Source organism: Rhizobium sp. P44RR-XXIV, assembly GCF_001999485.2.
In the GTDB taxonomy this organism is placed as follows: domain Bacteria; phylum Pseudomonadota; class Alphaproteobacteria; order Rhizobiales; family Rhizobiaceae; genus Rhizobium.
Map to the genome: position 1 here is coordinate 251,414 of NZ_MPVZ02000025.1, position 19,632 is coordinate 271,045.

The window sequence follows — 19,632 nt, forward strand, 5'->3', positions numbered from 1 at the left end:
CTCCTCAGACGCGTTCGATGATCGTGGCGGTGCCCATGCCGGCACCGATGCAGAGCGTTACCAGCGCGGTATTGAGGTCGCGGCGCTCCAGCTCGTCCAGCACAGTGCCGAGGATCATCGCGCCGGTGGCACCCAGCGGATGGCCCATGGCGATGGCGCCGCCATTGACGTTGATCTTGTCATGCTCGATATCGAAAGCCTGCATGTAGCGCAGCACGACGGCGGCGAAGGCTTCGTTGAGCTCGAACAGATCGATGTCGGCAAGCGTCAGGCCGCTGCGCTTCAACAGCTTTTCGGTAACGTCGACCGGACCGGTCAGCATCAGTGCTGGGTCGGAGCCGATATTGGCGAAAGCCTTGATGCGGCCGCGCGGCTTCAGGCCCATACTCTCGCCGCCCGCCTTGGAGCCGAGCAGCACGGCGGCCGCGCCATCGACGATGCCGGAGGAATTGCCAGCGTGATGGACGTAGTTGATGCGTTCGACTTCCGGATGCGCCTGGATGCCGACAGCTTCGAAGCCACCCATTTCGCCCGGCAGCTGGAAGGACGGATTGAGCGAAGCCAGCGCCTGCATATCGGTGCCTGGACGCATGTGTTCGTCGCGATCGAGGATCGTCAGGCCGTTGATGTCCTTCACCGGGATGACGGAATTCTTGAAGTAACCCTTTTCCCAGGCATTGGCGGCGCGCTTCTGGCTCTCGACGGCATAGGCATCGACGTCATCGCGCGAGAAGCCGTATTTGGTGGCGATGAGATCGGCCGAGACACCCTGCGGCATGAAATAGGCCGGGAAGTTGACGGAGGGGTCCATGAACCAGGCACCGCCGGACATGCCGAGACCGACGCGCGACATGCTTTCGACGCCACCGGCAATGACGATATCGTCGGCACCCTGCGCGATCTTGGCCGCGCCAAAGTTCACGGCATCGAGGCCGGAGGCGCAGAAACGGGAGATCTGCATGCCGGGCGCCTTGGTGGAATAGCCGGCCTCGAAGGCGGCACCCCTTGGAATAACGGCGCCGGCTTCCATGACCGGATCGACGCAGCCCATGATGATGTCGTCAACGGTTTCGGTGTCGAGGCCGTTGCGGTCGCGGAGCGCCTCCAGTGTCTTGGCGGCGAGGCGAACGGAGGGCACTTCGTGCAGCGACCCATCCTTCTTGCCTCGCCCGCGCGGCGTGCGCACATGGTCGTAAATGAAAACCTCGGTCATGTCTCATCTCCCTGCGGCGGCTAACGCCGCCTTGATCAAAAGGCTTCCGCAGCCAGTTCCATCATGGTGTCGGCGCCGGTTTCGATGCGGGCCTTGCGCAGTGCCGTTTCCGGCATGATGCGCTCCATGTAGAACCGCGCCGTGACAAGCTTGTTCTTCAGATAATCCTCGCGCGCAGTGTCGCCGCGTGCAAGGCCATCCTGCGCCGCCTTTGCCATCTTCGCCCACATATAGCCGAGGACGACGAGGCCGAAGAGGTGCATGTAGTCGGTCGAGCCGGCGCCGGCATTATCGGGCTTGGCCATGGCATTCTGCATGAACCACATGGTTGAGGCCTGCACGTCGTTCAAGCCCTTCTTCAGGTGCTTGGTGAAGAAACCCATCTGCTCGTCGTTGCGGTTCTCCTCGCAGAAATCGCCGATTTCCTTGAAGAGAGCCATGACGGCGCGGCCGCCGTTCAGCGCCAGCTTGCGGCCGACGAGATCGAGCGCCTGGATACCGTTGGCGCCCTCATAGATCATGGCGATGCGGGCATCGCGAACATACTGGCTCATGCCATGCTCTTCGATATAGCCGTGGCCGCCGAAGACCTGCTGCGCCATGACGGCGTGCTCGAAGCCCTTGTCGGTCATGACGCCCTTGAGGATCGGCGTCGCGAGGCCGAGGAGATCATCAGCGGCCTGACGGTCCTTCTCGTCCGGCGAGCGATGGGCGATATCCGATTTCAGCGCTGTCCACAGCAGGAAGGCGCGGCCGGCCTCGTTGAAGGCGCGGATGGTCATCAGCGAGCGGCGGATATCGGGATGGACGATGATCGGATCGGCCTTCTTGTCCGGTGCCTTGGGGCCGGAGAGCGACCGGCCCTGAATACGTTCGCGGGCATAGTTGGCGGCATTCTGATAGGCGATTTCGGCGATCGACAGACCCTGCAGGCCGACGCCGAGGCGAGCCTCGTTCATCATGACGAACATGGCGTTGAGGCCCTTGTTCTCCGCGCCGATCAGGAAGCCCGTTGCCTCGTCATAATTCATCACGCAGGTCGCATTGCCGTGGATGCCCATCTTGTGCTCGATCGCACCGCAGGAGACCGGGTTGCGCGCACCGAGCGAGCCATCTTCCTTGACGAGGAACTTCGGCACGATGAAGAGCGAGATGCCCTTGGTGCCCTCGGGCGCACCTTCGATGCGGGCAAGGACGAGATGGACGATATTGTCCGTCATGTCGTGCTCGCCGGCGGAAATGAAGATCTTCTGGCCGGAGATCTTGTAGCTGCCGTCGGCCTGGGGCACCGCCTTGGTGCGCAAGAGGCCGAGGTCGGTGCCGCAATGCGGCTCGGTGAGGTTCATAGTGCCGGACCAGCTGCCCTCGACCATCTTCGGCAGATAGGTCTGCTTCTGCGCGTCGGAGCCATGGACGAGGATGGCGGCGATCGCGCCCTGCGTCAGGCCCGGATACATCATCAGCGACATGTTGGCGGCGGAGGTATATTCGCCGACGGCACAGTGCAGCACATAGGGAAGCCCTTGCCCGCCGAATTCCTCCGGCACGGCCAGACCCAGCCAGCCGCCTTCGCGATAGGCGTCATAGGCCTCCTTGAAGCCCTTCGGCGTCGACACGGTGCCGTCGTCGTGACGCACGCAGCCTTCCTGATCACCGGAATAGTTGAGCGGGAAGAGCACCTCTTCCGAGATCTTGGCCGCCTCGCCGACGATCGCCTCGATCATGTCGGGCGTGGCGTCGGCATAGCCCGGAAGATTGTTGTAGCGCTCCAGCCCGAGCACATCGTTCAGGACGAACAGCGTATCGTTCACCGGGGCCTTGTAGACTGGCATTTCTCGAATTCCTCCAATTCGCCGCCGGACCTCAAATTCCGGCCATTGCATTACTCTTACAAAATATTGACGTTTGCGTAAACGTCAAATCTGTATCGAGCGCTGAATTTTTGGTGAGGGGATGAGCCGGCTCCCAAGATGGAGGCAACGCAAAATGCCGCTCCTGAGATCGTCGATGCAGCCGGAACATAAGAATAGCAGGCCATTCGAGAGCAGAACCAGAATAAAAGGTTAAGACTTCGACGAAACTTAACGAGTTGTTTACCACGTTTCGTAAATTGTATGTGTTGAGCAGCAATGCTTCGCGTTTCTTCATCTTATCCTTTGGGGGACGCCGTTTTGCGGCTCGGTTTGAGGAAAGCCAATACATTTATCCCTTTCCCGATGGCGGGATGAGGACAGCGCGGAGATGTCGCGATGTCCTCACCCTGTCGGTCCGGTGGCCCGAGTGGTCCATAGTTCGAAGCGAGCAAAGACATGAGCGGATCGCGATCAAATCCTACCGGCACGGGCGACTGGGCGTCGCTGGATGCTTTGAGCCGCACCATCGAAGGGCTGGAGGCCCGCATCGAGGGTCTGATGGGCACCGCCGCCTCGCGGGAGACGCACCAGCGCGTCGCGGCCGGCTATGGCGCAGTTCCGGGGCGTGCCGCCCCGCCCGAACGCATGCCGCCACGCACCGAGCGCGAAATTCCCGTCAGCCGACCCTATGAGCGTCGCCTGCCGTGCCGAGCGTCAGGAGAGCGATGTCCGCCCCGATCCGCTTGCGGAAATCCGCCAGCGCCAGCGCGCACTTGAAGCAAACCGCGAGCGGCTGCATGCCCGCCGCGAGGAAATCACGCAGGCCGAACCCCACCCAGCCCGCCGTCCGCTCGATCCCTATAACCCGCGCCAACCCCAGCGGCCGGCCGCCGAAAGCTCCATCGACATCGCCCAGGCGCTTGTCAGTCTTCGCCAGGATCTCAAGCGTGATATTGCCGAGAGCGTGACCCGCGAAGTTGGCGCGCTGCGCGCCGAAATCCGCGATATCCGCGAACATGCCGGCGACAAGCATTTTGCAGCTGACGTGCGCGAAGACATGGCGCGGCTTGCCGACAGCATCAACCAGCTTACCGGGCAGCCGGAGACGGCGGGCCTGAAGGCCGAGTTCGACGAGCTGCGTTCGCTGATGGACGGCCTTGCCCGCGAGGAATCCCTCCACCATGTCGAGCGCCAGGTAAAGGCGATCGATACATCAGGCCTGCAGGATGAACTCGTCTCGCTCGCCTACCGTCTCGACGATATCAAGCAGCACCTCGGCGGCATGAACGACAGCCCCGCCGTGCATGCGCTCGAAAACAAGCTGCTGACGATCGCAACCGCGATGGAAAGCCTTGGCAGCATGATGCAGCCGCAGGACCAGGCGATGCAGCGGCTGGAAGGGCGCATCGGCGGCCTTGCCGACCAGATCGATCTCATGAGCCGTGATGCCGCGCAGCGCCAGCCGGCCGATGATCTTTCCGGCCGTCTCGAAGCCCTCGCCATGCGCATCGATGAGCTGGGCGGCGCCAAGGCCGTTGCCCGCCTCGAAGAACGCATCGATGAGCTCTCGCACCTGATGGAGCGCTCGCAGAAGGCTGCGCCGCAGCCAGAACTCGTCAGCTATCTCGCCGACATCTCCCACAAGATCGATGCGCTGGAACATGGATCCGTCGGCAATGTGCTGGCGGACCGGTTGGACTACCTTGCTCGCCGTATCGACGAGATTGACTATCATCCGCCGGTCGCGCCAGCAGGCTTGGACGACACAATGGCCCGCCGGCTGGAAGGCCGCCTCTCCGATATCGCGGCGCGGCTGGAAGCCAGCACTGCGGCACCGGCAACAGATACGCAGGCGTTGCGCAATCTCGAAGACCAGATTGCCCATCTGTCCGCCTTGCTCGTCAACGAGCCACGAGCCGCCGTCGATCATATCCCTGTCGATCTCGATCGCCGGATGGGCGCCATCGAAGACTATATGGCGACGAATGACGAATACATCATCGAGGCTGCACGCCATGCGGCCGAAGCTGTCGTCGAGGCCTATTCGCGCGAAGGCGGGATCGGTGGTGGCGCGCAGGCCGGCGACATGGCGGCGCTGACGGCACTCGCGGAAGACCTCCGCCATCTCGAAGATCTCAGCCGCGCCAGCGACGAGCGTACGCACCGCACCTTCGAGGCGCTGCACGGCACGCTGCTGCAGATCGCCGATCGACTCGACCATATGGAACACCGCAGGCCGGCACCCGCCATGCCCGCAGCAGCCTTCGAAAGCGATGTCTTCGCTGAAGAGGACGCCCCGGCCATAAAGCCGCCAATGGCTGCGCCGCAAAAGGCCGGTCCGATCATCCGTACGGTTGCACCTGCCGAAACTGCCGCCTCTTCCGAAGCCGCCGTTGCCGAAGCGATCGATGCCAACACGAAGGCCGAAATCAAGGCTGCCGCCAAGAAGAGCGGTTCGAAGGCCGGGCTGCTTGCCGGTCTCGGCAAGCGTTTCTTCACGCCGGAAAAAGCCGAACCGATCTTCCCGCCGGACCGTCCAGTCATCGAGCAGGCCCCGTCGATCGACCCCGCCGACGTCATGCCGGGAGAAGAAGCCAACGAACTGCTGGAGCCAGGCTCCGGCGCACCGGACATCAAGAAGATCCTTGAGCGCGTGCGCGCCAGCCAGAATTCCACGCGTGGCGGCCGCCAACCAACCGAAAACGAGCGCGCCGACTATATCGCTGCCGCCCGCCGCGCCGCCCAGGCGGCGGCGGTCGAGGTCGACCAGACACAGCGCTCGGCACCTTCCTCCAAGAAGGATGCGAAGAAGGGTGGTGCGTTCTCGCGCTTCCGCCGTCCGATCCTGCTTGCCATTGGCGCGGCCTTGCTGGCGATCATGGCTTTCCCGCTGGTCAATACGCTGACACGCGGCCAGAAGGCGCCTCCGCCCGCTGAAGTCTCGACGATGGTTGCACCCTCCAGATAGCGCAGCAACCAACAGCGTCGCCATCAATCCGGCTCCGACCAGCAACAATCCGGCGTCGGCCGTCAACCAGGCCGCGACGCCGGTTGTCTCCGCGACGGAAACGCCCGAAGCCCAGCCCGCGGCAGCTCCTACCAATCCGGCAGTTGCCCCGACAAGCGGCCATCTGACGGCGGCAGCTCCTCTCGATGGCAGCCAGGCAGCAGGCGAAACCCTGGCGCCGGCCGGCAACGCGCCCTCTGCACAGCAAACGGCAGCCTTCGTCCCCACCGACAAGACGGCGCCGGCCGCCGCCGCTCCGGCAGCCGCGGATATCCAGGTGCCCGACGGCATTCAGCCGCCATCGCTCGTGGCCGCCGCCAAATCCAGCGACCCAGTGGCCCTCTTCGAGATCGGCGCGCGCTACACGGATGGCCGCGGTGTCGCAGCGGATCTCAAGCAGGCGGCAAACTGGTATCAGCTCTCGGCCGACAAGGGCTATGCACCGGCGCAGTACCGGCTTGCCAGCATGTACGAGAAGGGCAACGGCATCGACCGCGATCTTGCCAAGGCCAAGGAATATTACGATCAGGCCGCCAATCAGGGCAATGCCAGCGCCATGCACAACCTTGCCGTGCTCTACGCTTCCGGCTCAGTTGGCCAGCAGGACTATGATTCGGCGGCAAACTGGTTCATCCGCGCCGCCAACCTCGGCGTCTCCGACAGCCAGTTCAATCTGGCGATCCTCTATGCACGCGGCAATGGCGTGAAGACGGATCTGCAGGAATCCTACAAGTGGTTCGCGATTGCCGCAAAGAGCGGCGACAAGGACGCGGCGCAGAAGCGTGACGAAGTCGCCAACGCCATGAAGCCGGCCGATCTTGAGAGCGCGCGTGCCAAGGTCGATCTCTGGAAGGTACAGCCGGCCGATCCCAAGGCCAACGGCACCGACATTCCCGACGAATGGACCACTGGCAAGGGTGTGAACACCGCTTCCATCGACATGAAAAAGGCCATCCGCAATATCCAGGCGATCCTCAACAAGAATGGCTTCGATGCCGGCGCGCCCGATGGCTCCATGGGCGACAAGACGGTTGCGGCACTGAAGAGCTTCCAGAAATCCGTCGGCCTGCCATCGGATGGCCGCGTGACCGATCAGGTCGTCAAGGAGCTTCTCGCTCGCAACAAATAGCCCTGCCGAAATTGGGAATATGAAGATGCCGGCGCAATGACGCCTGCATTTTTGTTTTCCGGGGACACCACCGTCTTCACCGATCGTCCAATCACCGTCACAGAAATGCGGAAAAGGTCGCGCTAGAGTAAATTCGGCAATTCGAAAACTGAGGCGACACAGCTTTTCCTAAGGCTCTGGCAATGATTTCAGATTAGAATCCGCCGTTTAAGGGGAAAATGGTCCAGGCTGCGGTTACCACGCCGGAATGCCTGTAAGCGGGAACAACGTGTGACGATCTATCTGCCGATCGCAGAACTGTCGGTGAATATTCTCATTATTCTCGGCATGGGCGCAGCCGTAGGGTTTCTCTCCGGCATGTTTGGCGTCGGCGGCGGCTTTCTCATCACGCCCCTCCTCATCTTCTACAACATCCCGCCTGTCGTTGCGGTCGCAACTGGTTCCAATCAGGTCGTTGCCTCGTCGGTCTCAGGCGCGCTCACCCATTTTCGCCGCGGCTCGCTTGATCTGAAGCTGGGCACAATCCTACTTGCCGGCGGTCTGGCGGGCGCGACATTCGGCCTTTGGCTGTTCGTGCTGCTACGACGCCTGGGCCAGATCGACCTGATCATCTCATTGATCTACGTGCTCCTGCTTGGCACCGTGGGAACCCTGATGCTGTGGGAGAGCGTGCGGGCCATGCGCCGTGCCGCCGGAAAACTGCCGCCGGCAACGGGCAAGCCGCGCCATCACAGCTGGGTGCAGCGCCTGCCGCTGAAGCTCCGCTTCAAGAAATCCAAGCTCTATCTCAGCGCCATTCCCGTCATCGGCCTCGGCTTCTTCGTCGGCATGCTGACCCCCATGGGTATCGGCGGCGGCTTCATCCTCGTGCCGGCGATGATCTATCTGTTGCGCGTGCCGACGAACGTGGTCGTGGGAACCTCGCTGTTTCAGGTCATCTTCGTGACGGCCTTCACCACCATCGTCCAGGCCGCCACCAACTATTCCGTCGATATCGTGCTGGCCTTCCTGCTGATGGTTGCGGGCGTCGTCGGCGCCCAATACGGCGTGCGCGTCGGCCAAAGGCTGCGCGGCGAGCAGCTTCGCGCCCTGCTCGGCCTGCTTGTTCTCGCCGTCGGGCTGCGTCTGGCGATCGCCCTGGTGGTGACGCCGGCAGACGTCTATTCGGTCGTGCTGGAAGGGGTGAGTCGATGAGAGGTTTCGCGCTGCTTCTCGCCACGACCTTGCTGCTGGCGCCACTTGCCGCCCAGGCGCAGGTGCTGCTCGACCAGCCGACGACCTCGAACACATCGCGCGAAACGATGGAGATCGGCACCTCCACAAGCGAGATAGCCATCACCTCGGACTTTGCCGGCGCCGATCTGACGATCTTCGGCGCGCTCTCCAACACCGATCAGCTGCTTCTGGCAATCGGCCAATATGACATCGTCGTCGTGCTGGAGGGGCCACGCGAGAATGCCACGGTGCGCAGGAAAGAGCGCGTCTTCGGCATCTGGGTCAACACGCGCTCAATGACCTTCGAGCATGTGCCGCAGGCCTATTCGCTGTCGAGTACGCGTGCAGTGGATAATATTACAGCCCCGCTGGAGCTCAGCGACCGCGGCATCGGCGTCGACCATATTCCCCTCACCCCTGTAGGCTTTGTCGGCAATGTCGCCGATGTGCCGGAATTCCGGCAGGCCTTTCGGCGGCTGCAAACGGCCGGCGGCCTCTATGAGAGCGATCCGGCCGGCGTTCGCTTCGTCAGCTCCACATTGTTCAAGGCGACCCTGAGGCTTCCGGCCGACGTGCCGAACGGCGTGCACACCGTGCGCGCCTATCTCTTCAAGAGCGGCAAGTTCCTGAACGAAAAATCCCTGCCGTTGCGGGTCATCAAGACGGGCATCGAGCAGATGATAACCGACGCGGCGCATCAGCGGCCGATCGCCTATGGCGTCTTCTCGGTGCTGCTGGCTCTGGTGACGGGATGGGGCGCCAGCTTCATGTTCCGGAAAAACTGATCAACCGCTTTTCTTCCGATTGGCCACTTCAAGATAGGCCTCCGTCAATCGGCCGAGCACCGAAGGCGTGTCCGCCGGCAGCACCTTGCCGAGATGTTTGGCGCGAAGCTCGTCCATGAATTCTTCCCATAGCTTCGGGCCACCGTTTTCGAGTAGCTCGGCGCGGATCGACAGTTCTTCCGACACCGGAAGATGCTTGCGGCCCCAGGCGCCCATATGGGCAAAGAGCGGCACCAGGTCGATCGCCATCTCCGTGAGGCTATAGATCGCCTTCTGCTTGTGGGTGGGATCATCCTCGCGAGTGAGAAGACCGCGCTCGACCAGCCGCTTCAATCGGTCAGCAAGGATATTCGACGCAATACCCTCCTGCGACGCCTGCAACAGCTCGCGAAAATGCCGGCGATTGCCGAACATGATGTCCCTAATGACGATCAGGCTCCAGCGGTCGCCGAGGATTTCCAGGGTCAGATTGATCGGGCAGCCGGAGCGATGCAATGCGTCCATAATGGTCTCCAAAAACTGCTTGCATTTTGCCATCAGTCTGCCTAATTTTCAACTGATTGCTTTTAGCAACCGGTTTTGATTATGATACGGTTATCACGATGGAGGAATGTAATGAGGAAGCTTGTGGTCTGGAATCTCATGACGCTTGACGGCTATTTCGAGGGAGCCAATCCCTGGGACATCGATTTTCACATGCTCGCCTGGGGCGATGAGCTGGAGCGCCTGGCGACCGAGCTCGGCAATGAAGGCGATCTGCTGATTTTCGGCCGCAGGACCTATGAAGGCATGGCATCCTATTGGCCGACCGACACGGAAACACCTGAGATCGGCGCCTATATGAACAGCATCGCCAAAATTGCCGCCTCGCGGACGCTGGACAAGGCGGACTGGAACAATACCCGCGTCGTCAGCAACATCGCCGCTGAAGTGAAAAAACTGAAGAATGAGCCCGGCAAGACCATCTTCGTCTTCGGCAGTGCCGAGGTTGCAGATGTGTTGCTCAAGGCCGGACTGGTGGACGAAATCCGCCTTTGCCTCGTTCCGGTCATTCTGGGTGGCGGCAACCCGCATTTCAAGCCGGCAACGGAACAGGTGCCACTGAAGTTGCTCGAATCCAAAGCGCTCAAGACCGGCGGGCTGATCCTGCGCTACGAGCCGGTGAAAGCCGCCTGAGATAGCTGCGCAATTCCGGACGAAAAACCGCTACGCACTTTTCTGGAATTGCTTCAGGCCGACAGATTGCCAAACCGAACGGAATAGATGCGGTCACGGCCAAGCAGATGGGCTATCAAGCTCTCCCGCTCGAACAGACCGGCCATGGCCTTGTGACGAAGATCAAGGCCGCCGGTCATCACACCGAAGGCGGGCATGAGCAGGCGGGCGCCATCCGTTGCAAAGCACGGGCGGCGCACCGACTTTTCACGACGACGGACGGTGGCGGAAGGATGCAGGTGGCCGGCAATCTCGCCAGCCTGCAGACCAGACTTCGGCTCATGACGGAATGTCAGCCCGCCATAATGCATCTCGTCGACCGAATGGCCAGGCAGATCGACCGTACCATCGGGATCATGATTGCCATTGATCCAGATCCATTCGCGGCCGCGCGCCATGGTGACGATCAGGTCGCGAAACTCTTCCGGCAGATGCTGCGAGCCGACGCGGTCGTGGAAATTGTCGCCGAGCGAGACGACGAGTCTCGGATCGTATCGGGAGATGACGGCCGAGAGAACGGTCAGTGTCGCGAGCGTATCGTAGGGCGGCAACAGCATGCCACGACGGGCAAAGGCGGCACCCTTTTCCAGATGCAGATCGGAAACGACGAGGATACCGGCATCCGGCAGATAGAGCGCGCCGAGCGGATCGCAGACGGCAGCAACGCCATGAACGACGGTGTCGACGCCCGACGCTGATGTCGCGCCGTTGCCTTGTCCGTTCATGTCTCGCGCTAGCGCCAGGCTGTTCATCACCTTACCAATCTACCTTCTTCGTCCGTTTCGCAGCCTGCCTATTCCATGGCCTCGCGGATCAGATCATCAGCCGCTTCGGCCAGGAGGACATCATGAGCCTCACCCGGCACCGGCACCTTGCCGATTTCCAGCATCACCGGCACGGCGAGCGGCGAAATATGATCCAGCGCGCGATGGGTAATGTGGCCCTTGATTCGCTTCAGCATATCCGCAAGCCGGCCAATATCCAAAAGTCCGGTCGCCGCATCCTGCCGTGTTGCCTGCAGCAGGATGTGATCCGGCTCGTGGCTGCGCAGCACGTCATAGATGAGATCGGCGGAGACCGTCACCTGACGGCCGGTCTTTTCCTTGCCGGGATGGCGGCGCTCGATCAAGCCGGCAATCACGGCGCAATTGCGGAAGGTGCGCTTCAACAGAAAGGATTCGTCGAGCCAGGCCTCAAGATCGTCGCCGAGCATATCCTCGTCGAAGAGATCGGACAGGCTGAGACGCCCGTTAGCGATCATCAGCCCCATATCCTCCAGCCCCCAGATGCCGAGAGAATAATCGGTGGCGACGAAGCCCATCGGCTTGGCCCCTGCCCGCTCCAGCCTTCGGGTGAGCAACATGCCGAGCGTCTGGTGGGCTAGGCGTCCCTCGAAGGGATAGGCGACCATGTAGGCGCGGCTGCCGCGTGGAAAAGTTTCGATCAGGAACTCGTCACGCTTCGGCAGCAGCGATTTTTCCTTCTGTATTTCCAGCCAGTCGCGCACCTGATCCGGCAGGCGGTGCCGGCGGTCGGGATCGGCGATCATCGCCCTCACCTGATCGGCAAGATAGGTCGAAAGCGGAAACTTGCCGCCGGCATAGGAAGGAATTTTCGGGTCCAGCGAGAAGGCCTGCGAGGCCAAACACTCGCTCTCGCGGATGCCCTCGAAGCGCAGCACCTTGCCGGAGAAGAGGAAGGTGTCGCCGGGCGCCAGCTGCTCGACGAAATATTCCTCGACCTTGCCGAGCGGCGCCCCGCCTCGTCCGAGCGAGCCCAGCGCGTTGCGCTTGACCATGCGGATATTCAGCATCGCCTCTTCGACGATCGTGCCGAGGTTCAGGCGATACTGCTGGGCGACCTGCGGATTGGAGACGCGCCAGCGTCCATCCACCGTCTTGCGGATGCGGGCATAGCGTTCATAGGTTCTGAGCGCATAGCCGCCGGTCGCGACAAAATCGACGATGCGCTCGAAGGTCTCCCACGAGAGATCGGCATAGGGGGCGGCGCTCTGCACCTCATCGTAGAGTTCGAGCATGTCGAACGGCTCGGCGCAGGCCATGCCGAGCACATGCTGGGCGAGAACATCTAGCGCGCCCGCCCCGATCGGCGGCGTATCCTGCGCACCGATATAGTTGGCATCGAGAGCGGCCTGACATTCCATCACCTCGAAGCGGTTGGCCGGCACCAGGATCGCCTTCGACGGCTCGTCCATGCGGTGATTGGCGCGGCCGATGCGCTGGGCAAGGCGGCTGGCACCCTTCGGTGCGCCGACATGAATGACGAGGTCGACATCGCCCCAGTCTATGCCGAGATCGAGCGTCGAGGTGGCGACGACGGCGCGCAGCCGGTTGTCGGCCATGGCCGCCTCCACCTTGCGGCGCTGGCCGACATCGAGCGAGCCGTGATGCAGGGCGATCGGCAGATTGTCGTCATTCGCCGTCCACAGCTCCTGAAACAGCATTTCGGCCTGGGAGCGCGTGTTGACGAAAAGGAGCGTCGTGCGATGCGCCTTCAGCTCGCGATAGATATCAGGGATCGCGTATTTCGCGGAATGGCCGGACCAGGGAATGCGCTGCTCAGTCGACAGGATCGATATGTCCGGCTTGGCACCGCCCTCGACGATGACGAGGCCGGCATGATGCTCCTCTCCCGGCTCTTGCGCCACCAGCCATTTCTGCAGGTCCATCGGGTCGGCAACGGTCGCTGAAAGGCCGATGGTCTGCACGCGCGGCGCAAGCTTTCGGATACGGGCAAGACCGAGCGACAGCATATGCCCACGCTTGGAGGTGACGAGCGAATGCAATTCGTCGAAGACGATGTATTTCAGATCCTTGAAGAAGCGCTCGGCCTCGCGATTGGCCAGCAGCAGTGCCACCTGTTCCGGCGTCGTCAGCAGGATATCGGGCGGATTGAGCTTTTGCCGCTGCCGCTTGCCAGACGGCGTATCGCCGGTGCGGTTCTCGACCGATACAGGCAGGCCCATCTCGGTGACCGGCTTCATCAGATTGCGCTCGATATCGACGGCGAGCGCCTTTAGCGGCGAGATGTAGAGCGTATGGATGCCGGTGAAGGCCGAGCCGGGCGGGATCTTGCCGCGCCGGGTGAGATCAGTGAGCGACGGCAGAAAGCCGGCAAGCGTCTTGCCCGCGCCCGTCGGCGCAATCAGCAGCGTGCTCTCACCGGCCTCGGCACGGGCCAGCAGTTCGAGCTGGTGCGCGCGCGGCTGCCAGCCCTTTTCCGCAAACCAGCGGAGGAAGGGTGCAGGCAGGGCAAGACGGTGCTCGGGGTCGATCTGGTCCATGAGGCTAAATGTAATGGATATGCTACGGATGAGAAGCTGCGGATATTTGAGTTCGCATCTTTGGCTTCAAGGTTTGCGGAGAGTCTGTACCCCCCTCTGTCCCTTTCGGGACATCTCCCCCACATGGGGGGAGATCGATAACCTGTGGCACCTGCTTGCCTCAAACAAACATTGTGTCTGCAGGGATTAAAGCAAGATGCATGTGGAAGCGTTGCTGCATGCTCCAAACGATCTCCCCCCATGTGGGAGAGATGTCACGACAGTGACAGATGGGGGTATCGGGCGCACGGCATATGCCGAACTTAGTTACCTCCAGCCTCGCTTCAAAAAAGGAATTGACTCCCAAAATAATCATAGATAAAAAATATCCATGATTTGAGAGGCCAAGACATGAAGCTCGGAGACGGTGTCGAACAATCCATCCACTGCGTCAGCATGCTGGCGGGTCTGTCGGATGGCAGCGTGCTTTCGGCGGCGGCCCTTGCCGAATTTCACGGCGTCTCGGTCAGTTATCTCTTGAAGCATCTGCAGGCGCTTTCGGGCGCCGGCATTCTCGACACCGTGCCGGGACCGAAGGGCGGCTATCGGCTCGCGCGAAAGCCGGAGGCCATCACCCTGCTTGACATCGTGCTGGCCGCCGAAGGGCCGGCGCCGGCCTTTCGCTGTTCGGAAATCCGCCAGCGTGGTCCGAACCCGCTGGAAGGGCATTATTTCGTCAAGCCCTGCGGCATCAATGTCGCCATGCTCGCAGCCGAACGCGTCTATCGAGCCGAACTGGCCAAGACGAGCATCGCCGACGTGCTGACCGATCTCCGCGAGACGGATACGGACGGCGGCATCAATGCGAGAGGCTGCGCCTTTCTCGAGATCCATGAACGCAAGACCAAAAACTGAACCCGCGAAAACCAAAGCCCAAGGAGAAGACCATGCATCCCCGTTTCAATTTCGCCAAAGCCTCGCCCGACTCCTACAAGGCGGTCGCTGCGCTGGAAAACTTCGTCCAGAACTCGGGTCTGGAGCGCCGCTTCATCCATCTGATCAAGCTTCGTGCCTCGCAGATCAATGGCTGCGCCTACTGCGTCGACATGCATGTGAAGGAAGCCCGCCACGACGGCCTGAGCGAACAGTGGATTAACCTGATGTGCGTCTGGTGGGAATCGCCCGTTTATGACGATCGCGAGCGCGCCCTGCTCCGCTGGGTCGACTCCGTCACCAAGATTGCCCAGACCGGCATACCGGATTCGGACTACGAGCCGCTGAAGCAGCATTTCAGCGAGGAGGACATCGTCAAGATCACCGTCGCGATCGCCACGATCAACGTCTGGAACCGCCTTGCCGTCGGATTCCGCTCGCAGCATCCGATCGACGCACCGCACAAGGCAGCTTGAGCCTGGTTTCTCTGAGCATAATGTGGCCCGGAGCTCTCCCTTGAACTCCGTCATCCTCGGGTCAAGCCCGAGGATGACGGAATATGGGGTGGGTAGCGGAGACCTAAGAGAGGCTGAGCATTACCGCCATTTGATAACACCAAAACAAAAGACGCGGGACCGAAGCCCCGCGTCTTTTGTTGATTTTCCCATGCTCAGCAAGCTAAGCAAAGACGTTATCAGGCAGCAGCCGAAGCGAAGCCTTCAGTCGAGACTTCCGAAATGGTCTTCAGAACCTGCGAAGCGATCTGGTAGGGGTCGCCCTGCGAGTTCGGGCGACGATCTTCGAGGTAGCCCTTGTAGTCGTTCTTGACGAAGGAGTGCGGAACGCGGATCGAAGCGCCGCGGTCGGCAACGCCGTAGCTGAACTTGTTCCACGGAGCAGTTTCGTGCTTGCCGGTCAGACGCTTGTCATTGTCCGGGCCGTAGACGGCGATGTGAGCTTCGAGGTTCTTGTCGAACTGAGCCATCAGCGCTTCGAAATAGGCCTTGCCGCCGACTTCGCGCATGAACTTGGTCGAGAAGTTGCAGTGCATGCCCGAGCCGTTCCAGTCGGTGTCGCCGAGCGGCTTGCAATGGAACTCGATGTCGATGCCGTACTTTTCCGTCAGGCGCTGCAGCAGGTAGCGAGCCATCCAGATCTGGTCGGCAGCGCGCTTGGAGCCCTTGCCGAAAATCTGGAATTCCCACTGGCCCTTGGCCACTTCGGCATTGATGCCTTCGTGGTTGATGCCGGCTTCCAGGCAAAGATCGAGATGCTCTTCGACGATTTCGCGAGCGATGTCACCGACATTGCTGTAGCCGACGCCGGTGTAATACGGACCCTGCGGAGCCGGGTAGCCGGATTCCGGGAAGCCGAGCGGACGGCCGTCCTTGTAGAAGAAATATTCCTGCTCGAAGCCGAACCATGCATCTTCGTCATCAAGGATGGTTGCGCGGCTGTTGGATGCATGCGGCGTAACGCCATCCGGCATCATGACTTCGCACATGACGAGTACGCCGTTGGTGCGAGCCGGGTCCGGGTAGATGGCGACGGGCTTCAGCACGCAATCCGAGCTACGGCCTTCGGCCTGCAGCGTCGACGAACCATCGAAGCCCCAGAGCGGGAGCTGTTCGAGCGTCGGGAAATCGGCAAATTCCTTGACCTGCGTTTTACCGCGCAGATTCGGCACCGGGGTGTACCCGTCGAGCCAGATGTACTCGAGCTTATATTTCGTCATTAACGCACCTCATAACAGTTAATCAGGCGAAGTAGAAAAAATTGCCGGCGCCCGCCGAAAAATCCTTCACTACAAGCGGCTGCCATATGACATGCATTTGACATGCCAGATCGCGCAGACATCCCATTCGATCCGCGAAGTTTTTACAATTCTGGAGCTTTTGCGGGAATTTCTGGGCGCTAAATGCCGGATTCTTTTCGAATCGCGAGCGACCCGACACCGGAGGGCTGCCAACTTGTCGCACCCCTATCAGTGGGGTTCAGCCTGGAAAATTGGCAGGTTGAAACAACGATAGAGGGTCTCGCCAAAAGGGAATTGCCTATAATTTCAACGTTTAGCATTTTTTTTGAGCAAAATGCTGATATTTGCCTTGGGGTTTGCTATATATGAGTTGTCTCTTCAAGCGCGCCCGCTTGAAAACCAAAAGGGAGAGACAGCGAATGGCATTCATTGCTCGCCATGAAACGGCAAAGATCTATCAGTTTCCCGTTGCGGCCCGCCCGACGGCGGTGAACCAGCGCCCGAAGGTCAACCTCACGCCCGATATCGGCGCAAGCATCGCGACGGCTGCATTCGACAGCTGGTATCACGAAGCCGCGATCGTTGAATCCGACGAGACCCGCAAACAGTAAATCGCTGGTTTTTACAAGGCGATGTAACGATCCGAGCGGTGATTGATCGCGAGGAAGAGATTGAGGGCGATTGCGCCCAATACCGAGCAGATGACCACGAAAGGCGTGGTCACGGCGAAGGCGACTGCGAGTACGCACAGGTCGACCGCAAGCTGCACCAGCCCTGCCCTGATGCCGAAACGCTCCTGCAGATAAATCCCCAATATGCCGACACCGCCGAGGCTCGCGCGGTGGCGATAAAGCGCGAGCAGGCCGAAGCCCAGCAGGATGCCGCCGAGAAGCGCCGACCATAGCGGATTGATATGGGCAACGTTGAACAGGAGCGGCTGCAGGTTGGAAAGCAGCGAAGTCAAAGCAATGGCGATGAAGGTCTTGATGGTGAAGGCGGGACCGAGCTGCTTCAGCGACAGATAGAAGAACGGCAGGTTGACCACGAAGAAGGCCAGGCCGAAATTCACGCCGATGGCATAATGCAGCAAGAAGGCGACGCCGGCAGTGCTGCCGGTCAAAAGGCCTGCGCTCGAGAGGCAGAAGAGCCCGAGCGCCGAAACCAGACTTCCGGAAAATATGCCCTGGATGTCCTCGACCAGCGAATGCCGGGTCGCGGATGTATTCCAGACGCCAAAAGCGCTCCTTGCGTTCGCCATGTGCTTTCCCCTTTGTTCCCGGGCTTTCTGCTGAAAGGCCGAGTTACAATCAAGAGAAAATATGTAAGCAATGCTGACCTATTTGATATTCGCAAGATTCGAATAATCAGGCGGATTTGCGCGTAATGAACAGAATGCCATGGATCGGTTTTCCGCCATCCATGCGAATGACGCTGCGTGCCAAATCTTGCACCGCAAAGCCATGCGTGGCCAATACCTCCCTGACATAGGCCTCCGAATGGACAAAACGCAGGGAATCGCGCAGCACATAGCCCGCCGGCTGCTCTGCATCCTCGACCGAAAAGGCGAAGACGGCCCCGTCAGCCGCCAGCTCACGCACGATCGCCATCACCCCTTGCAGATTGCCCAGATACATCAGGACATCGGCGGCGGTGATCAGGTTCGCACGCGCCGGCGCCAGGCCAGCATCGAAGATGCCTGACAGCGAAGGCTCCAGCGACAGATCCGCCTGACCGAGATGATCATAGACGTGCTTCTCGGCCGCCTTTGCGAGCATGCCCTTCGAGAGATCGTAGCCCTCGAGCCGATCCACGCAGCCGCGTATCTCCGGCCCGAAAAGCCCCGTGCCGCAACCGAGATCGACGGCGAGGCGAAAATGCTCGGGAATTTCAGCCGCCCCGGCAATCAGAGCCGCAAGCTTGCCGGGCACGGTGTAGCCAAGCTTTTCCACCAATGAAGTCTCGAAGCGATCGGCATAGTCGTCGAACAGGCGCTCGACATAAAGGCTCGGCGGCCGGTCGGGCATATCGGCGCCACCGAGAACTGCAAGCTTCAGGCGGGCGCCGAAGACATCGCCCGCATCGAGCGCGAGCACCTCATTCAGCGCCGTGATCGCGCCCGGCGCATCGCCAGCCTTTTCGCGATAGGTGGCAAGGGTGAACCAGCCAGCAGCCCAGCCCGGCACCAGCTCCAGCGCCTGCTCCATCAATTCGGCGGCGCTGGCGGGCTCGCCGCTTTCCGCAAGCATCCTGGCGTAGTCGGCACGGCGGTCGGCAATGACATCGCCGGAGGAAAGCTGGCTCGGCAGCATGGTTTTCATCCTGTTTGACGTCCGGCTTTGCGCGCGGCCACAAAAAAACTCAAGTCCTATTTCAGGCAGACGCGTGTTTGAGGTGAGTGCCGGGCAAAAGCGCTTGCGCGTTGCGGGCGGCAGCCCTATCTCAAAACCGACTGCCATTATGGAGACGTCAGCATGTCCGATCAGGTGAACAGATTCCTCGGCGATTCGCCGGGACGCACGGTGGTGAAGCTCATCGTCGTGTCGCTCGTCGTCGGCTTTCTCATGAAGTTCTTCGGCTGGCGGCCGCTTGATTTCCTGTATGGCTTCCGCCGCTTCGTCGTCGATCTCTGGCACAGCGGCTTTGCGGCGCTGGGCGAATTCGGCGATTATCTGATGCTCGGGGCCACCATCGTCATCCCGCTCTTCATCATCCTCCGATTGTTCAATCATCGCCGCTGACATGAATTCCCAGACACTCATCTACTCGCGCCGCTATGCGCTGCGCCTCGCCGCGCTTGCGCTCGCCGCCTCCATCGCCAGCTGCGCCACGCCGCCTGCCCGCGTTTCCAATACGCCCGCCAGCGACCAGACCGCGTCAGCCCTCCCGCTCGTCAACGCGCTGCGCGCCAGGAACGGGCTGCCGCCGCTGAAGATCGATGCAGCCGCCAGCAGCGCCGCCATGTACCAGGCGCGGCGCATGGCGGATGCCGGCAAGATGGAGCATCTGATCGGCATCGGCGACGTTTTCGGCAAGCGGGTCAAGGCAAGCGGCGTCAAGCTGCCGGCCGCCGAGAACATCGCCGAGGGCCAGCGCGACGTGAACGCCGCGGTCACGGCCTGGATCAATTCGCCGAAGCATTTGCACAACATGCTCGGCAAATATGACGGGCTTGGTGTCGCTCTCTCCTCTTCCCCCTCTTCCGGTGGCAAGCCTTATTGGTCCATGGTGCTCTCCTCGGATTGA

General features: G+C 61.1%; 16 protein-coding genes and 1 pseudogene. 9 read left to right on the forward strand and 8 right to left on the reverse strand.

Going from position 1 to position 19,632, the window contains the following annotated elements:
• Positions 1-4: 4 nt before the first annotated feature.
• Entirely contained in the window at positions 5-1,213 is a 1,209-nt protein-coding gene (locus tag BSK43_RS06550) for an acetyl-CoA C-acetyltransferase (RefSeq protein WP_077468654.1), read from the reverse strand.
• Between the two features lie 35 nt (positions 1,214-1,248).
• A complete protein-coding gene (locus BSK43_RS06555; RefSeq protein WP_077468653.1) occupies positions 1,249-3,045 on the reverse strand; it encodes an acyl-CoA dehydrogenase C-terminal domain-containing protein in 1,797 nt (598 codons plus the stop codon).
• A 477-nt stretch (positions 3,046-3,522) separates the two neighbouring features.
• On the opposite strand from BSK43_RS06555, the pseudogene BSK43_RS06560 reads away from it, so the two are divergent.
• The 3 genes and pseudogenes from BSK43_RS06560 to BSK43_RS06570 all read left to right on the forward strand — a co-directional run bounded on the left by BSK43_RS06560 (position 3,523) and on the right by BSK43_RS06570 (position 9,202).
• Positions 3,523-7,202: pseudogene (locus BSK43_RS06560) on the forward strand (peptidoglycan-binding protein).
• A 270-nt stretch (positions 7,203-7,472) separates the two neighbouring features.
• Positions 7,473-8,396 carry a sulfite exporter TauE/SafE family protein gene (locus tag BSK43_RS06565; RefSeq protein ID WP_077468651.1) on the forward strand — a complete coding sequence of 308 codons (924 nt, stop codon included), beginning with the start codon at positions 7,473-7,475 and terminating at the stop codon, positions 8,394-8,396.
• Positions 8,393-9,202 carry a TIGR02186 family protein gene (locus BSK43_RS06570; protein WP_068397325.1) on the forward strand — a complete coding sequence of 270 codons (810 nt, stop codon included), beginning with the start codon at positions 8,393-8,395 and terminating at the stop codon, positions 9,200-9,202. Before BSK43_RS06565 ends, BSK43_RS06570 begins: the two co-directional genes overlap by 4 nt.
• On the opposite strand, the gene BSK43_RS06575 is transcribed toward BSK43_RS06570, so the two are convergent.
• Positions 9,203-9,706: a helix-turn-helix domain-containing protein gene (locus tag BSK43_RS06575; protein ID WP_077468650.1), complete on the reverse strand. Its 504-nt coding sequence runs from the start codon at positions 9,704-9,706 to the stop codon at positions 9,203-9,205. It lies immediately after the preceding gene.
• Between the two features lie 111 nt (positions 9,707-9,817).
• Here BSK43_RS06575 and BSK43_RS06580 point away from each other — a divergent pair, with 111 nt between their 5' ends.
• Positions 9,818-10,378 (forward strand): dihydrofolate reductase family protein, encoded by a 561-nt coding sequence (locus BSK43_RS06580; protein ID WP_077468649.1) that lies wholly within the window; start codon positions 9,818-9,820, stop codon positions 10,376-10,378.
• Positions 10,379-10,431: 53 nt separating this feature from the next.
• On the opposite strand, the gene pdeM is transcribed toward BSK43_RS06580, so the two are convergent.
• Positions 10,432-11,169 carry a ligase-associated DNA damage response endonuclease PdeM gene (pdeM, locus tag BSK43_RS06585; RefSeq protein WP_077468648.1) on the reverse strand — a complete coding sequence of 246 codons (738 nt, stop codon included), beginning with the start codon at positions 11,167-11,169 and terminating at the stop codon, positions 10,432-10,434.
• A 41-nt stretch (positions 11,170-11,210) separates the two neighbouring features.
• A complete protein-coding gene (locus BSK43_RS06590) occupies positions 11,211-13,721 on the reverse strand; it encodes a ligase-associated DNA damage response DEXH box helicase (RefSeq protein WP_077468647.1) in 2,511 nt (836 codons plus the stop codon).
• A gap of 390 nt (positions 13,722-14,111) precedes the next feature.
• Between BSK43_RS06590 and BSK43_RS06595 the strand changes: the two genes are divergently transcribed.
• On the forward strand, positions 14,112-14,615 hold the full coding sequence (locus BSK43_RS06595; RefSeq protein WP_077468645.1) for an Rrf2 family transcriptional regulator: 504 nt from the start codon (positions 14,112-14,114) through the stop codon (positions 14,613-14,615).
• 32 nt (positions 14,616-14,647) lie between these two features.
• Entirely contained in the window at positions 14,648-15,109 is a 462-nt protein-coding gene (locus tag BSK43_RS06600) for a carboxymuconolactone decarboxylase family protein (protein ID WP_077468644.1), read from the forward strand.
• Between the two features lie 218 nt (positions 15,110-15,327).
• On the opposite strand, the gene BSK43_RS06605 is transcribed toward BSK43_RS06600, so the two are convergent.
• Entirely contained in the window at positions 15,328-16,368 is a 1,041-nt protein-coding gene (locus BSK43_RS06605; RefSeq protein ID WP_068397343.1) for a glutamine synthetase beta-grasp domain-containing protein, read from the reverse strand.
• 440 nt (positions 16,369-16,808) lie between these two features.
• Between BSK43_RS06605 and BSK43_RS06610 the strand changes: the two genes are divergently transcribed.
• Positions 16,809-17,000, forward strand: a complete 192-nt coding sequence (locus BSK43_RS06610; RefSeq protein WP_068397346.1) for a DUF2735 domain-containing protein — start codon at positions 16,809-16,811, stop codon at positions 16,998-17,000.
• An 11-nt stretch (positions 17,001-17,011) separates the two neighbouring features.
• Here the strand turns inward: BSK43_RS06610 and BSK43_RS06615 are convergent, their stop codons facing one another.
• Both BSK43_RS06615 and BSK43_RS06620 read right to left on the reverse strand, forming a co-directional pair.
• Entirely contained in the window at positions 17,012-17,647 is a 636-nt protein-coding gene (locus BSK43_RS06615; protein WP_077468643.1) for a YitT family protein, read from the reverse strand.
• A gap of 106 nt (positions 17,648-17,753) precedes the next feature.
• On the reverse strand, positions 17,754-18,698 hold the full coding sequence (locus BSK43_RS06620) for a methyltransferase domain-containing protein (protein WP_077468642.1): 945 nt from the start codon (positions 18,696-18,698) through the stop codon (positions 17,754-17,756).
• Between the two features lie 162 nt (positions 18,699-18,860).
• On the opposite strand from BSK43_RS06620, the gene BSK43_RS06625 reads away from it, so the two are divergent.
• Positions 18,861-19,127, forward strand: coding sequence for a DUF6460 domain-containing protein (locus tag BSK43_RS06625; RefSeq protein ID WP_068397352.1), 267 nt, complete (start codon positions 18,861-18,863; stop codon positions 19,125-19,127).
• Between the two features lies 1 nt (position 19,128).
• Positions 19,129-19,632, forward strand: a complete 504-nt coding sequence (locus BSK43_RS06630; RefSeq protein ID WP_136686783.1) for a CAP domain-containing protein — start codon at positions 19,129-19,131, stop codon at positions 19,630-19,632.